Below are 12,384 nucleotides of genomic sequence, written 5' to 3'. Positions count from 1 at the left end.
GAGCCGTCGCCGTCGCATATCCTGGACGGCTCGGCGTCGGCGGGCGCCGCGGAGGGGCTCGCCTCCATCGAGGAGCCCCATGCTCTCCACCACCGTCCGCGACCACTGGTTCGGCGCCGTGCCCGAGCACGATCTGCCGTCGACTCCCGGCGACCTCCGCGTCGCCGTCGACGATGCCCTGCCGCGCACCCGACGCGTCATGGTGCTCGAGCCGATCGGCTCGGGCGGCATCGTCACCGCGACGAGCGAGGAGGCCGGTCGCATCGGCCTCGTCGCCGGCGCCACGATCGACCGGACGGCATTGGCGGATGCGCTCGCGGCGGCGGGCGTCGCGCTCAACGGCGCCGACGCCCTCTGGTACCTCGGCATCGAGGAGCAGGAGGCCGTGCGTCGGGAGCACGCGAGCCGCGAGGACGCGGACGGCATCGTCGTGCGACGCCTCGGCACCGACGACGCGGACCTCTTCCGAGCGTTCGAGGCGGCCGCGCCCGAGTCCGACCTCGACGAGGCGTTCGTCGAGCTCGACCACTGGCTCGTCGTCGGTGCTCTCGTCGACGGCCGGCTCGCCTGCGCGGCGAGCGCGTATCCGTGGAGCGGCACGACGCTCGCCGACCTCGGCGTGATCACGCTGCCCGAGCGTCGCGGCCGCGGCCTCGCGCGTCGCACGGTGCGCGCCCTCGCCGCGCACGCGCTCGACCTGGGCCACGAGCCCCAGTACCGGTGCCAGCTCGACAACGCCGCGTCGATGGCGCTCGCCGCCTCCGCGGGCCTCGAGCGCTTCGCGACCTGGGACGTCGTGGCCGAGGACTGACGTCCGGCCGCCGCGGCCTCCCCGCGCCGCTCAGGCGGTCGGCTCGTGCACGGTCAGCGGCGTCGTGCGGCGCACGAGCGCGCGCATCGCCTCGAGGTCGCCCGAGATCGCGCCGAGCGCTCGCGCCTGCACGAGCACGTTGCCGAGCGCCGTCGCCTCGACCGGGCCGGCGACCACCGGCACGCCGAGGCGCTGCGCCGTGAGCCGGCACAGCAGCGCGTTGCGGCTGCCGCCGCCGACGACGTGCACGCGCTCGATCCGCTGCCCGCTCAGCCGCTCGGCGTCGCGCAGCGTGTCCGCGTACGCCGTCGCGAGCGACTCGAGGATCGAGCGCACGAGCTCGGCCCTCGTCGCCGGCACGCGCAGGCCGCGCTCCCGCAGCCACGTCGCGATCCGCGCCGGCATGTCGCCGGGCAGGTAGAAGGCGTCGTCGGTGGGATCGAACGTCGCGACGTCGCCGTCGACGGCCGCCGCGGCGTCGAGCAGCGGCTGCAGCTCGGCAGGCTCGCCGTCCGCGGCCCACTGCCGCAGCGTCTCGGACAGCAGCCACATGCCCATGACGTTCTTCAGGAAGCGCGTGCGGCCGTCGACGCCCGCCTCGTTCGTGAAGCCCGCCTCGCGGGCGGCGTCGCTCACGATCGGCGCCGGGGTCTCGACGCCGACGAGGGACCAGGTGCCGGACGAGATGTATGCACCGCCGGCCTCCATGGGCGCCGCGACCACCGCGGAGGCGGTGTCGTGCGACCCGACGGCGACCACCTCGGGGTCGCCGTGGATGCCGAAGTGCTCGGCCGTCGAGGCGAGCACGGGCCCGAGGCGCGTGCCGGGCTCGACGACGTCGGGCAGGATGCCCGCGTCGATGCCCAGGCGTGCCAGCAGCTCGGCGTCCCAGGTGCCGTCGAGGCGCAGCATGCCCGACGTCGACGCGATGGTGCGCTCGGCCACCTGCCTGCCCGTGAGCCACCAGCCGAAGAGGTCCGGCACGTGCAGGAAGCCGTCGGCGGCGGCGAGCAGCCCCGACTCCCGGTCCATGACCAGCTGGTTGATCGTGTTGAGCGGGATGCGCTGCAGGCCGTTGCGCGCGAACAGCTCCGCGTGCGGCACGAGCTGCTCGACGAGCGCCATGCCCCGCAGCGAGCGGTCGTCGCGGTAGGAGAACGGGATGCCGAGCATCGCGCCGCCGCGCAGCAGCGCGTAGTCGCACCCCCACGAGTCGACGCCGACCGAGGCGATGCGCCCGGCGCGCGTCGCGGCGCCGAGCCCCGCGCCCGCAGCGCCGTAGAGGCCGAGGATCGACCAGTGCAGGCCGTCCCCGACGCGCACGGGCGCGTTCTCGAAGCGCGCGACCTCGTCGAGGCGCAGCACGTCCGGCCCGACCTCGGCGTGCATGACGCGGCCGCTCGTGGCGCCGAGGTCGATCGCGGCGACGTGGACGGCGCTCATCGCAGGAAGGCGGCGGCGACGCCGGCGTCGACGGGCACGTGGAGGCCGGTGGTGAGCCGCAGCTCGGGCCCCGTGAGCACCGCGACGGCGTCGGCGACGTGCTCGGGCAGCACCTCCTGCTTCAGGATCGTGCGCTGCGCGTAGAAGGCGCCGAGGTCCTCCTCCTTCACCCCGTACGTCCGCGCGCGGTTCGCGCCCCATCCGGACGAGAAGATGCCGGAGCCGCGCACGACGCCGTCGGGGTTGATGCCGTTGACGCGCACGCCGTGCTCGCCGAGCTCGGCGGCGAGCAGCCGCACCTGATGCGCCTGGTCGGCCTTCGTCGCGGAGTACGCGATGTTGTTCGGGCCCGCGAAGACCGAGTTCTTCGACGAGATGTACACGACGTCGCCGCCGATGCCCTGGTCGATGAGCACGCGCGCCGCCGCCTTCGACACGAGGAACGAGCCCTTCGACATCACGTCGTGCTGCAGGTCCCAGTCCGCCTCGGTCGTCTCGAGCAGCGAGCGCGCGAGCGACAGCCCGGCGTTGTTCACGACGAGGTCGAGCCCGCCGAAGGCGAGCAGCGTCGCGTCGACCGCCGCCTGCACCTGCGCGGCATCGGTGACGTCGCAGCGCACCCCGATCGCGACGTCGTGCGAGCCGAGCTCGGCCGCCGCCGCCTGGGCCTTCTCGAGGTCGAGGTCGGCGATGACGACGGAGGCGCCCTCCGCGACGAGCCGCGTCGCGATCGCCTTGCCGATGCCGGATGCGGCGCCCGTCACGAGCGCGACGCGCCCCGCGTGGGAGCGCGGCCTCGGCATGCGGGCGAGCTTCGCCTCCTCGAGCGCCCAGTACTCGATGCGGAACTTCTCCGCGTCGGGGATGGGCCGATAGGTCGAGAGCGCCTCGGCGCCGCGCATCGCGTGGATGGCGTTGATCGCGAACTCGCCGGCGACGCGCGCGGTCTGCGCGTCCTTGCCGTAGGAGAACATCCCGACGCCCGGCACGAGCACGATCGCGGGATCGGCGCCGCGCATCGGCGGCGAGTCGGCGTCGGCGTGGGCCTCGTAGTAGGCGGCGTACTGCGCGCGGTACGCCTCGTGCAGCGCTGCGATGCGCGCGCGGACGTCGTCGATGGGCGCGTCGCCGGGCAGGTCGAGCACCATCGGCGCGACCTTCGTGCGCAGGAAGTGGTCGGGGCACGACGAGCCGAGCGCCGCGAGCCGCCGATGCTCGGCGCGCGCGAGGAAGTCGAGCACGTCCTCGTGATCGCTGAAGTGCCCGACGACGGGCCGATCGGTGGAGGCGATGCCGCGCAGCTGCGCGGCGAGCTCGGCGGCCCGCGCTCGGCGCGCGTCGACCGGCAGCGGCTCGAACCCCGGGACGATCGGGCCGAACGGCTCGGGCCGACCGTGCTCGGCGATGTACGCCTCGGCGGTGCGCACGATCCACAGCGAGCGCTCCTCGCACTCGGCGCTCGAGTCGCCCCACGCCGTGATGCCGTGGCCGCCGAGGATGCAGCCGATCGCCTGCGGGTTCGCGCGCTGGATCTCGCGGATGTCGAGGCCGAGCTGGAAGCCGGGGCGCCGCCACGGCACCCAGACGACGCGATCGCCGTAGATGCGCTGCGTGAGCGCCTCACCGTCGGCGGAGGCGGCGATCGCGATCCCCGCGTCGGGGTGGAGGTGGTCGACGTGCGGCGCGTCGACGAGCGCGTGCATGGCCGTGTCGATCGAGGGTGCGGCGCCGCCCGTGCCGTGCAGGCAGTAGTCGAACGCCGCGACCATCTCGTCCTCGTGCTCCACGCCGCGATACACGCGCTCGAGCGCCCGGACCCGGTCGAGCCGCAGCACGGCGAGGCCCGACGCCCGCAGGGTGCCGAGGTCGCCGCCGGATCCCTTGACCCACACGAGCTCGACGTCGTCGCCCGACGCCGGATCGACCGCCGTGCCCTTCGCCGACGTGTTGCCGCCCGCGTAGTTCGTGATCGTGGGATCGGAGCCGAGGCGATTGCTGCGCCCCAGCAGCTCGTCGACCACAGGCGACTCGCGCTCGCCGCTCGCTGCGCTCATGCGCCCCACCCCGCCTGCGCACGACCAGCGCGGTCGGCCGCGATGCGCTCGAGGTACCCGGAGGCGAGGAACGCCCGCATGGGATCCTCGGGCAGCCCCCGCGCCGCACGATGCTCGGCGAGGGTGCCGCGCACGTCGGTGTGGAAGGCGTCCATGAGGATCTCGTTCGCGAGCAGCACGTCGCAGTCGCGGCGGGCGGCGGCGAGGGCGTCGACGTCGAGCGCGAGCACCTTCGCGACGGCCTCCTGCACGTTGAGCACGCTGCGGATCTGGCCGGGGATCTTCGCCTCGACGTTGTGGCACTGGTCGAGCACGAGCTGCACGTCGGGGTCGCCGTAGCCGCCGCCGTCGACGAGCTCGACGAGGATGCGGAAGAGCTGGAAGGGGTCGGCGGCGCCGACGATGAGGTCGTCGTCGGCGTAGAAGCGCGAGTTGAAGTCGAACGCGCCGAGCCTGCCGAGGCGCAGCAGCTGCGCGACGATGAACTCGATGTTCGTGCCCGGCGCGTGATGGCCGGTGTCGAGCACGACCTTCGCCTTGGGTCCGAGCTCGACGCAGTGCACGTAGCTCGTGCCCCAGTCCGGCACGTCGGTGTGGTAGAACGCCGGCTCGAAGAACTTGTACTCGAGCACGAGGCGCTGATCGTCGTCGAGCATCGCGTAGATCTCAGCGAGCGAGTCCGCCAGCCGCTGCTGGCGCTCGCGGATGGAGTCCTGCCCTGGGTAGTTCGTGCCGTCGGCGAGCCAGACCTTCAGGTCGCGCGAGCCCGTCTCGCGCATGATGTCGATGCACTCGGCGTGGTGGGCGACGGCCTTCGCGCGGACCCGCGCATCCGGATGGCACAGCGAGCCGAACTTGTAGTCCTCCTCCTGGAAGGTGTTCGAGTTGACGGTGCCGAGCGCGACGCCCTCGGACTCGGCGTGCGCGCGCAGCGCGCCGAAGTCGTCGACGCGATCCCACGGGATGTGCAGGGCGACGGTCGGCGCGATGCCCGTGTGCCGATGCACCTGCGCGGCGTCGCTGACCTTCTCGAAGGCGTCGCCCGGCGTGCCCGGCGTGCCGAACACGCGGAAGCGCGTGCCCGAGTTGCCGTAGGCCCACGAGGGGACCTCGATGCGCAGGAGGTCGAGGCGGTCGGTGTCGATGGGGACGCTCATGCTGCTCCAGGGGAGGGGGTGGATGCGGTGCGCTGACGGTCGAGGTCGAAGGCGAGGGGCAGGAGCTCGAGCGACTCGTCCGCGGGGCGGTCGGCGTCGGCGAGCAGCGGCTGCATGGCGGCCTGCCAGCGCGCGTTGACGTCGCGGGCGGCCATGGCGGCGAGGGATGCGCCCAGGTCATCGACCGTGACGGTGCCGATGACGGTGCCGTCGTCGGCGACGAAGATGCGGTAGTCGCGCCAGCCCGTGTCGTGCAGCGCCTCGAGCATCTCGGGCCAGACGCGGGCGTGGGCCTCGCGGTAGGTGGCGACCGCCTCGGGCCGCACGCGCAGGCGGAAGCACACGTGCTGCGCCGCGGGGCTCGCGCCGGGTGTCTGCGTCATCGCGTCGTCCGCCTCGTCGCGGACCCTCCGAGCGCAAGCATGCACCCGCGATGCTTTCGAACGCAACCGAGATGCTTTCGTTGCTTGCGCTTCTCCTTTCGCTGTGCGTACAGTCACGCCAACGACACATCGACGAAGGAGTCCACGTGCTCGACCGGGAGGCGCTCATCCTCGAAGCGCTCGACGTGGCGGGCGCCGTGCAGGTCACGGAGCTCGCGTCGACGCTCGGCGTGTCCGCGGTCACGGTGCGCAAGGACCTCGAGCAGCTCGAGCGGCGCCGGCTGCTGCGCCGCATCCGCGGCGGTGCCGTGCCGATGCGGTCCTCCGTCGAGGGCGCATACGGCGAGCGGATGCGCGAGGAGGCTCGCGTGAAGAAGGCGATCGGCCAGGTCGCCGCGCAGCTCGTGCAGGACGGCGACGTCGTCGCCCTCGACTCCTCCACGACGGCGCACGCCGTCGGCGTCGAGCTGCTCGACCGGCGCGACCTCGTCGTCGTGACCCAGAGCCTGCCGATGGCGATGCTCTTCCTCGAGCGCTCGAACGCCGAGGTCGTCGTGCCCGGCGGCGTGCTGCGCCGCCAGTCCGCGAGCCTCGTGGGCACCGGCGCCGAGCATCTCGTCGGCCGCGGCCGCATCGCCGTCGGCATCTTCGGCTGCATCGGCCTGTCGGTCGAGCGCGGCCTGCTCGAGCTCGCGCCCGACGAGGCCGCCGCGAAGCGCACCCTCGTCGACGCCTGCGACCGCGTCATCGGCGTGCTCGCCGCGCCCAAGGCCGCCGGCTTCGGCTACCACGCCTTCGCATCCGCGCAGGACCTCTCGACGATCATCACCGACGACCGCGTCGGCGACCAGTTCGTCGCCGACTGGGAGGGCGTGGGCGTGCAGGTCACGCGCGTCGCCGCTCCCGCCTCGATCTCCGGCCCGACGTCCGTGCCGGCCACGGAGGCACGCGCCTCCACCCCCTCTCCCAAGGAGCACCCATGAAGATCTCTCGCAAGGTCGCGGGAACGATCGCCGTCGGCGTCGCCGCAGCGCTCGTCCTCGGCGGCTGCACCAACCGCAACGAGCCCGCTGCCAGCGGCGGCAGCGGCGAGGGCGACGGTCAGCTGACCATCGCCTTCGTGCCCAAGCTGCAGGGCATCCCCTACTTCGAGGCCATGAACACCGGTGGCCAGCAGGCTGCGGAGGAGCTCGGCTTCGAGTGGCTCTACCAGGGCCCGACGACCGCCGATGCCGCCGCGCAGGCCGACATCGTCCGCTCGTTCATCCAGCAGGACGTCGACGTGCTGTTCGTCGCCCCGAACGACCCCGACTCGATGGCACCCCTCCTGCAGGAGGCCGCCGACGCCGGCATCGTCGTCGCGACGACCGACACCGACGCACCCGACTCGGTGCGCGAGGTCTTCGTCAACCAGGCGTCGACGCAGGGCATCGGCGAGGCGCTCACCGACGCGCTCATGGAGGCCATGGGCGGCTCGGGCAAGTACGCCATCGTCTCCTGCGGCGAGACGGCGGCGAACCTCAATGCGTGGATCGACGTGCAGGAGGAGTACACGGCATCCGAATACCCCGACGCCGAGATCGTCGACATCGTCTACGCCGGCGAGGACCAGGCGCAGGCCACGCAGCTCGCCACCGAGCTCATGACCGCCAACCCCGACCTCACGGGCCTCGTGGGCGAGTGCACCTCGAGCGCCCCGGGCGTCGCGCAGGCGGTCTCGGACGCCGGTCGCATCGGCGAGGTCTTTACCGTCGGCCTCGGCACGCCGCAGGCGATGCTCCCCTACCTCGAGGACGGCTCGTCGTCGGCCTCGATCCTGTGGGACGTCGAGGCGCTCGGCTACCTCACCGGCTGGGCGGGCGTGCAGCTCGCCGAGGGCAACGAGTTCCAGGCGACGAACGACGTCAGCGACACCCTCACGGGCGTCGAGTACGACGCCGACACGCAGACGCTGCTGCTCGGCCCGCCGACGATCTTCACCGCGGAGAACGCCGGCGACTACGACTACTGAGTCGCACCATCCGTCCCCGGGGTCCGGCATCGCGTCGGGCCCCGGGGCACCACCCCCCACCCACCCACGTCGATGGAGACGTCCATGACCGAGCCCAGGCTCGAGATGCGCGGCATCGCCAAGCGCTACGGCGGCGTGCGCGCCATCCGGCACGCCGAGCTCGTCGTGCAGCCGGGCACCGTGCACGCCCTCGTCGGCGAGAACGGCGCAGGCAAGTCCACCCTCATCAAGATCCTCGCGGGCGCCGAGAGCGCCGACGCGGGCACCGTGCGCATCGACGGCCGCGACGTCGCGATCGCCTCGACGTCCGACGCCATCGCGCTCGGCGTGCAGACCGTCTACCAGGAGCCGCAGCTCTTCGCCGAGCTGTCCGTCGCCGAGAACCTCTTCGTCGGGCGCGAGATCACCCGCGGCCCCGTCATCGACTGGTCGGCGCAGGCGCCGCGCATGTTCGAGCTGCTCGACCTCGTCGGCCTCGACCGCTCGGTCGCATCCCGGCCCCTCGGCACGCTCTCGATCGCGAAGCAGCAGCAGGTCTCCATCGCGAAGGCGCTGCTCGAGGAGGCGCGCGTCCTCATCCTCGACGAGCCGAGCGCCATCCTCACCGACGCCGAGATCGAGGTGCTGTTCGGCGTGGTCCGCCGCCTCGCGGCCGACGGCGTCTCGATCATCTACATCTCGCACCGCCTCGACGAGCTCTTCCGCATCGCCGACGAGGTCACGATCATGCGCGACGGCGAGACCGTCGGCACCGAGCCGATCGCGGCGCTCAGCGTTCGCGAGATCGCCGAGCGCATGGTCGGCGGCGCGCTCGCCGAGGGCGTGCGCGGCGCGCACGAGCCCGGCGAGCCGCTCGTCGAGCTCGAGGGCCTGACGCTCGATGGCCACTTCGCCGACGTCGACCTCGTCGTGCACGCAGGCGAGATCGTCGGCTGCTACGGCCTCGTGGGCTCCGGCGCCGCCGAGGTGGGCGACGTCGTCTACGGCATGCGCCGCGCCACCTCCGGCACGATGCGGCTGCGCGGCGACGCCCGCCCCACCGCGTCGCCCGCCGACGCCAAGCGCCGCGGCGTCCGGATGCTGCCCGCGAACCGGGCCGCGCAGGGCTCCTTCGCCTTCCAGCCGATCGCCTTCAACATCTCCATCGGCTCCCTCGGGCTGCTGTCGAAGGTGCGCGGCCTCGTGCGTCCACGCACCGAGCGCGCCCTCGCGCGCGACCTCATCCGCCGGCTCGCGGTGAAGACCCCGAGCGAGCGGCAGCCCATCAGCGCCATGTCCGGCGGCAACGCCCAGAAGGTCGTGCTCGCACGGCAGATCGTGCATCGCCCCGAGGTGCTCGTGCTCGCCGAGCCGACGCAGGGCGTCGACGTGGGCGCGAAGGAGGAGATCCACCAGATCGTCTCCGACCTCGCCGACGCCGGCACCGCGGTGCTCGTCATCACGACCGACCTCGCCGAGGTGCTGCGGATCGCCGACCGCATCGTCGTCTTCCGCGGCGGCCGCATCGTCGCGGAGCTGCCGGCCACGGCGACGCAGGCCACGGTCCTCGCCGCGGCCGCCGGATCCCTGAAGGAGGAGGCAGCATGACCGCCACCGTCGCCGAGGCCCCCGGCAGGCGCGCGCTCGGACGCATCCTGCCCCCCGTCGTGACCGGGCAGGAGCTCGTGCTGCTCGGCGTCATCGTCGCGCTCTGGATCGCGCTCGCGATCGCGACGCCGACGTTCCTCACCCCCGGGTCCATCGGGCCCCTGCTCGTGCAGGTCGCGCCGATCGCGCTCGTCGGCGTCGGCATGACGTTCGTCATCATCACGGCGGGCATCGACGTGTCCGTCGCGGCGACGATCATGGTCTCCGCCGTCGTCACGGCCAAGTCGCTCGTCGCCTTCGACCTGCCGCTCGTCGCGGCCGTGGCGCTCGCGATGCTCGTCGGCCTCGCGCTCGGCCTCGTGAACGGCGTGCTCATCGCCTACGGCAAGGTGCACGCCATCATCATCACGTTCGGCACGGCGAACCTGTTCCAGTTCATCGGGCTGCGCGTCTTCGACTCCTCGACCGTCAACGGCATCCCCACGACCCTCGCGGTGTTCGGGCGCGGCGCCGCAGGCCAGACGCTCGGCGTGCCGCACTCCTTCGTCATCGCCCTCGTCGCCGTCGCGATCGCCTGGTGGTTCCTGCGCTACACGCGCGCCGGCCGCAACCTGTACGCGATCGGCGGCAACGCGTCCGCCGCGCGCCTCGCGGGCATCAAGGTGCAGCCGCGGCTCGTGTGGGTCTACGCGCTCACCGGCGCGCTCGCCGGCCTCGCCGCGTGCATGACCATCGCGACCGGCACGTCGAGCCTCGACCAGTCCGTCGGCAACGGCCGCGAGCTCGCGGTGATCGCCGCCGTCGTCATCGGCGGCACGTCGATCATGGGCGGCCGCGGCTCCGTCGTGGGCACGCTGCTCGGCGCGCTGCTCGTGCAGACCGTCACGACCGGCGTCGTGCAGCTCGGCTGGCCCACCCAGCTCGCGTTCCTGTTCGTCGGCATCTGCATCCTCGTCGCGGTCGGCACCGACCTGCTGCGCGAGCGGGCACGGAAGGGCTCACGATGACGACCACCGCACCGCCGCGCGCCGACGAGGCGCGCGCCACCCCGATCGGCGCCGTGCGCGACTGGGTCGCCGGCGGCGGCCTGCGCGACCGCACCACGCTGCTCGCCGGGCTCATCGTGGCGCTCATCGTCGTCATGACGATCGCCGACGTCGCGGGCCTGACCTCCGGTCGCTTCGACAGCGACTACCTCGCGGGCGCCCTCATCGCCTTCGTGCCGCTCGCGCTGCTCGCGCTCGCGCAGCTGCTCGTCATCACCAGCGGGCGCGGCGGCATCGACCTGTCCGTCGGCTCAATGGTCTCGCTCGTCGGCATCGTGTTCGGGATGCTGTACGCGCAGGCGGGATGGCCGCTCGTGCCCGCGGTCGTCGTCGCGATCGCATTCGGCGCGCTGCTCGGCGCGATCAACGGGTTCCTCACCGCCTACCTCGGCTACCCGGCGCTCATCACGACGCTCGCGACCTTCTACGCGTACCGGTCGCTCGCGCTCGTCATCTCCGACTCGCGCCCCATCTCCGGCCCCGAGATCCAGGCGCTCTACGAGGGCGTGCGCGCCATCGAGCTGCCCGTCATCGGCGCGACGCTGCCGCTCGTGCCGCTCGGGGTCTTCACCTTCCTCCTGCCCGTCGCGATCGGCGCGTGGGTGCTGCTCAACCGCACGACGTACGGCAGGCGCCTGTACGCGATCGGCACGAACGACGTCGCCGCGCAGTGGGCAGGCATCGACCCGCGTCGCACGCGCATGACGGCGTACCTGCTCTCGGGTGCGCTCAGCGGCCTCGTCGCCGTGTACACCGTCGCGCAGTTCGCCTCCGCGCGTCCCGACGCCGGCACGAGCGGGTCGGGCATGGCGCTGCCGGCCATCACGATCGCCGTGCTCGGCGGCGTCGCCATCACGGGCGGCATCGGCAGGCTCTCCGGCGTGCTGCTCGCCGCGTTGCTCATCGTCTGGCTGAACGCGTCGATCCTCATCGTCGTGCCCGGCAACGACGGCTCGCAGATGCAGCTGCTCGCGCTCGGCGTCGTGCTGCTCGGCGCGTCGCTGCTCGGCGGCATCTCCCAGCGGCGGCGTCGGGCGGGGCTCGTCGCCCCGGCGCCGATGGGGGCGACGCAGTCGCTGCAGATCCCCGACGAGCCCGCACCGACCGCCCGCACCGACCGCAAGGAGGGCGCATGAGCGTCGTCGACGACCTCATCCGGCTCGCCAACGCGGTGGGCGAGCCGCATCGCGAGCTCGCGATCCTCGGCGAGGGCAACGTCTCCGCCCGCATCGACGACGAGCGGATGCTCGTGAAGGCGAGCGGCGCGTCGCTCGCGGCCACGGGCGCCGACGACCTCGTCGAGGTCCGCCTGGCGCCGATCCTCGAGCTCCTGCACGATCCGAACGCGTCGGACGATCGCGTCGCCGAGGTGCTCATGGGCGCGCGCGTCGACCCGACGGCGAAGCGGCCGAGCATCGAGGGGCTGCTGCACGCCGTCGTCATGTCGCTCGGCGCCCAGGCCGCGTGCCACACGCATCCCGTCGCCGTGAACGCGATCATCTGCTCGGACCGCGCCGAGGTGCTGCTCGACGGGCCGCTCTTCCCCGACCAGATCGTCGTGCTCGGCCCCGAGCAGCTCATGGTGCCCTACCTCGACCCCGGGCTCGGCCTCGGGCTCGCGATGCACGCGGCGCTCACGGAGTTCCGCGACCGCACAGGCGCGCTGCCGAAGCTCACCTACCTGCGCAACCACGGCATCTTCGCGATCGGGCAGAGCCCGGCGGAGTGCCTGCGCATCACGGAGATGGCGGTGAAGGTCGCGCGCATCATGCACGGCGTCCTCGCGATCGGCGCGCCGCAGCACCTGCCCGCCGCCGTCGTCGACCGCATCGAGACGCGGCCCGACGAGCATCTGCGGCGTCGCGTGCTCGACGGCCGTGCTGGCTGAGCGG

11 protein-coding genes are annotated in these 12,384 nt (G+C 73.0%); 7 read left to right on the top strand and 4 right to left on the bottom strand.

Going from position 1 to position 12,384, the window contains the following annotated elements; translation table 11 throughout:
* The first annotated feature begins 79 nt into the window (after positions 1–79).
* Complete coding sequence (locus C1N71_RS01955) at positions 80–811, top strand: GNAT family N-acetyltransferase (RefSeq protein ID WP_217496024.1); 732 nt, start codon at positions 80–82, stop codon at positions 809–811.
* A 30-nt stretch (positions 812–841) separates the two neighbouring features.
* Here C1N71_RS01955 and C1N71_RS01950 read toward each other — a convergent pair whose 3' ends face one another.
* Genes C1N71_RS01950 through C1N71_RS01935 form a run of 4 tightly spaced genes read right to left on the bottom strand, consistent with a single transcriptional unit; the run spans position 842 to position 5,848 of the window.
* The gene (locus tag C1N71_RS01950; protein WP_137754876.1) at positions 842–2,254 is read right to left on the bottom strand and encodes a rhamnulokinase; all 1,413 of its coding nucleotides are present in this window, start codon (positions 2,252–2,254) and stop codon (positions 842–844) included.
* Positions 2,251–4,308, bottom strand: coding sequence for a bifunctional aldolase/short-chain dehydrogenase (locus C1N71_RS01945; RefSeq protein ID WP_137754875.1), 2,058 nt, complete (start codon positions 4,306–4,308; stop codon positions 2,251–2,253). Before C1N71_RS01945 ends, C1N71_RS01950 begins: the two co-directional genes overlap by 4 nt.
* Positions 4,305–5,465, bottom strand: a complete 1,161-nt coding sequence (rhaI, locus tag C1N71_RS01940; protein WP_137754874.1) for an L-rhamnose isomerase — start codon at positions 5,463–5,465, stop codon at positions 4,305–4,307. Before rhaI ends, C1N71_RS01945 begins: the two co-directional genes overlap by 4 nt.
* The gene (locus C1N71_RS01935; protein ID WP_137754873.1) at positions 5,462–5,848 is read right to left on the bottom strand and encodes an L-rhamnose mutarotase; all 387 of its coding nucleotides are present in this window, start codon (positions 5,846–5,848) and stop codon (positions 5,462–5,464) included. Before C1N71_RS01935 ends, rhaI begins: the two co-directional genes overlap by 4 nt.
* A gap of 146 nt (positions 5,849–5,994) precedes the next feature.
* On the opposite strand from C1N71_RS01935, the gene C1N71_RS01930 reads away from it, so the two are divergent.
* From C1N71_RS01930 to C1N71_RS01905, 6 genes are all read left to right on the top strand, one after another.
* A complete protein-coding gene (locus C1N71_RS01930) occupies positions 5,995–6,831 on the top strand; it encodes a DeoR/GlpR family DNA-binding transcription regulator (RefSeq protein ID WP_175414056.1) in 837 nt (278 codons plus the stop codon).
* On the top strand, positions 6,828–7,859 hold the full coding sequence (locus tag C1N71_RS01925; RefSeq protein WP_137754871.1) for an autoinducer 2 ABC transporter substrate-binding protein: 1,032 nt from the start codon (positions 6,828–6,830) through the stop codon (positions 7,857–7,859). Before C1N71_RS01930 ends, C1N71_RS01925 begins: the two co-directional genes overlap by 4 nt.
* Positions 7,860–7,943: 84 nt before the next feature.
* Positions 7,944–9,446, top strand: a complete 1,503-nt coding sequence (locus C1N71_RS01920) for a sugar ABC transporter ATP-binding protein (RefSeq protein WP_137754870.1) — start codon at positions 7,944–7,946, stop codon at positions 9,444–9,446.
* Positions 9,443–10,453: an ABC transporter permease gene (locus C1N71_RS01915; protein ID WP_137754869.1), complete on the top strand. Its 1,011-nt coding sequence runs from the start codon at positions 9,443–9,445 to the stop codon at positions 10,451–10,453. Before C1N71_RS01920 ends, C1N71_RS01915 begins: the two co-directional genes overlap by 4 nt.
* Positions 10,450–11,628: an ABC transporter permease gene (locus C1N71_RS01910; protein ID WP_137754868.1), complete on the top strand. Its 1,179-nt coding sequence runs from the start codon at positions 10,450–10,452 to the stop codon at positions 11,626–11,628. Before C1N71_RS01915 ends, C1N71_RS01910 begins: the two co-directional genes overlap by 4 nt.
* Entirely contained in the window at positions 11,625–12,380 is a 756-nt protein-coding gene (locus C1N71_RS01905) for a class II aldolase/adducin family protein (RefSeq protein ID WP_137754867.1), read from the top strand. The genes C1N71_RS01910 and C1N71_RS01905 overlap by 4 nt, the downstream gene beginning before the upstream one ends.
* Positions 12,381–12,384: the final 4 nt, after the last annotated feature.

It is taken from the genome of Agrococcus sp. SGAir0287 (genome assembly GCF_005484985.1).
Lineage (GTDB): Bacteria > Actinomycetota > Actinomycetes > Actinomycetales > Microbacteriaceae > Agrococcus.
This window is presented reverse-complemented; position numbering and strand designations above follow the sequence as displayed.

Excerpts from the sequence above, each read along its gene's own strand:
- C1N71_RS01955 (WP_217496024.1), top strand. The coding sequence starts at position 80 with ATGCTCTCCACCACCGTCCGCGACCACTGGTTCGGCGCCGTGCCCGAG.
- C1N71_RS01950 (WP_137754876.1), bottom strand. The coding sequence starts at position 2,254 with ATGAGCGCCGTCCACGTCGCCGCGATCGACCTCGGCGCCACGAGCGGC.
- C1N71_RS01945 (WP_137754875.1), bottom strand. The coding sequence starts at position 4,308 with ATGAGCGCAGCGAGCGGCGAGCGCGAGTCGCCTGTGGTCGACGAGCTG.
- rhaI (WP_137754874.1), bottom strand. The coding sequence starts at position 5,465 with ATGAGCGTCCCCATCGACACCGACCGCCTCGACCTCCTGCGCATCGAG.
- C1N71_RS01935 (WP_137754873.1), bottom strand. The coding sequence starts at position 5,848 with ATGACGCAGACACCCGGCGCGAGCCCCGCGGCGCAGCACGTGTGCTTC.
- C1N71_RS01925 (WP_137754871.1), top strand. The coding sequence starts at position 6,828 with ATGAAGATCTCTCGCAAGGTCGCGGGAACGATCGCCGTCGGCGTCGCC.
- C1N71_RS01920 (WP_137754870.1), top strand. The coding sequence starts at position 7,944 with ATGACCGAGCCCAGGCTCGAGATGCGCGGCATCGCCAAGCGCTACGGC.
- C1N71_RS01915 (WP_137754869.1), top strand. The coding sequence starts at position 9,443 with ATGACCGCCACCGTCGCCGAGGCCCCCGGCAGGCGCGCGCTCGGACGC.
- C1N71_RS01910 (WP_137754868.1), top strand. The coding sequence starts at position 10,450 with ATGACGACCACCGCACCGCCGCGCGCCGACGAGGCGCGCGCCACCCCG.
- C1N71_RS01905 (WP_137754867.1), top strand. The coding sequence starts at position 11,625 with ATGAGCGTCGTCGACGACCTCATCCGGCTCGCCAACGCGGTGGGCGAG.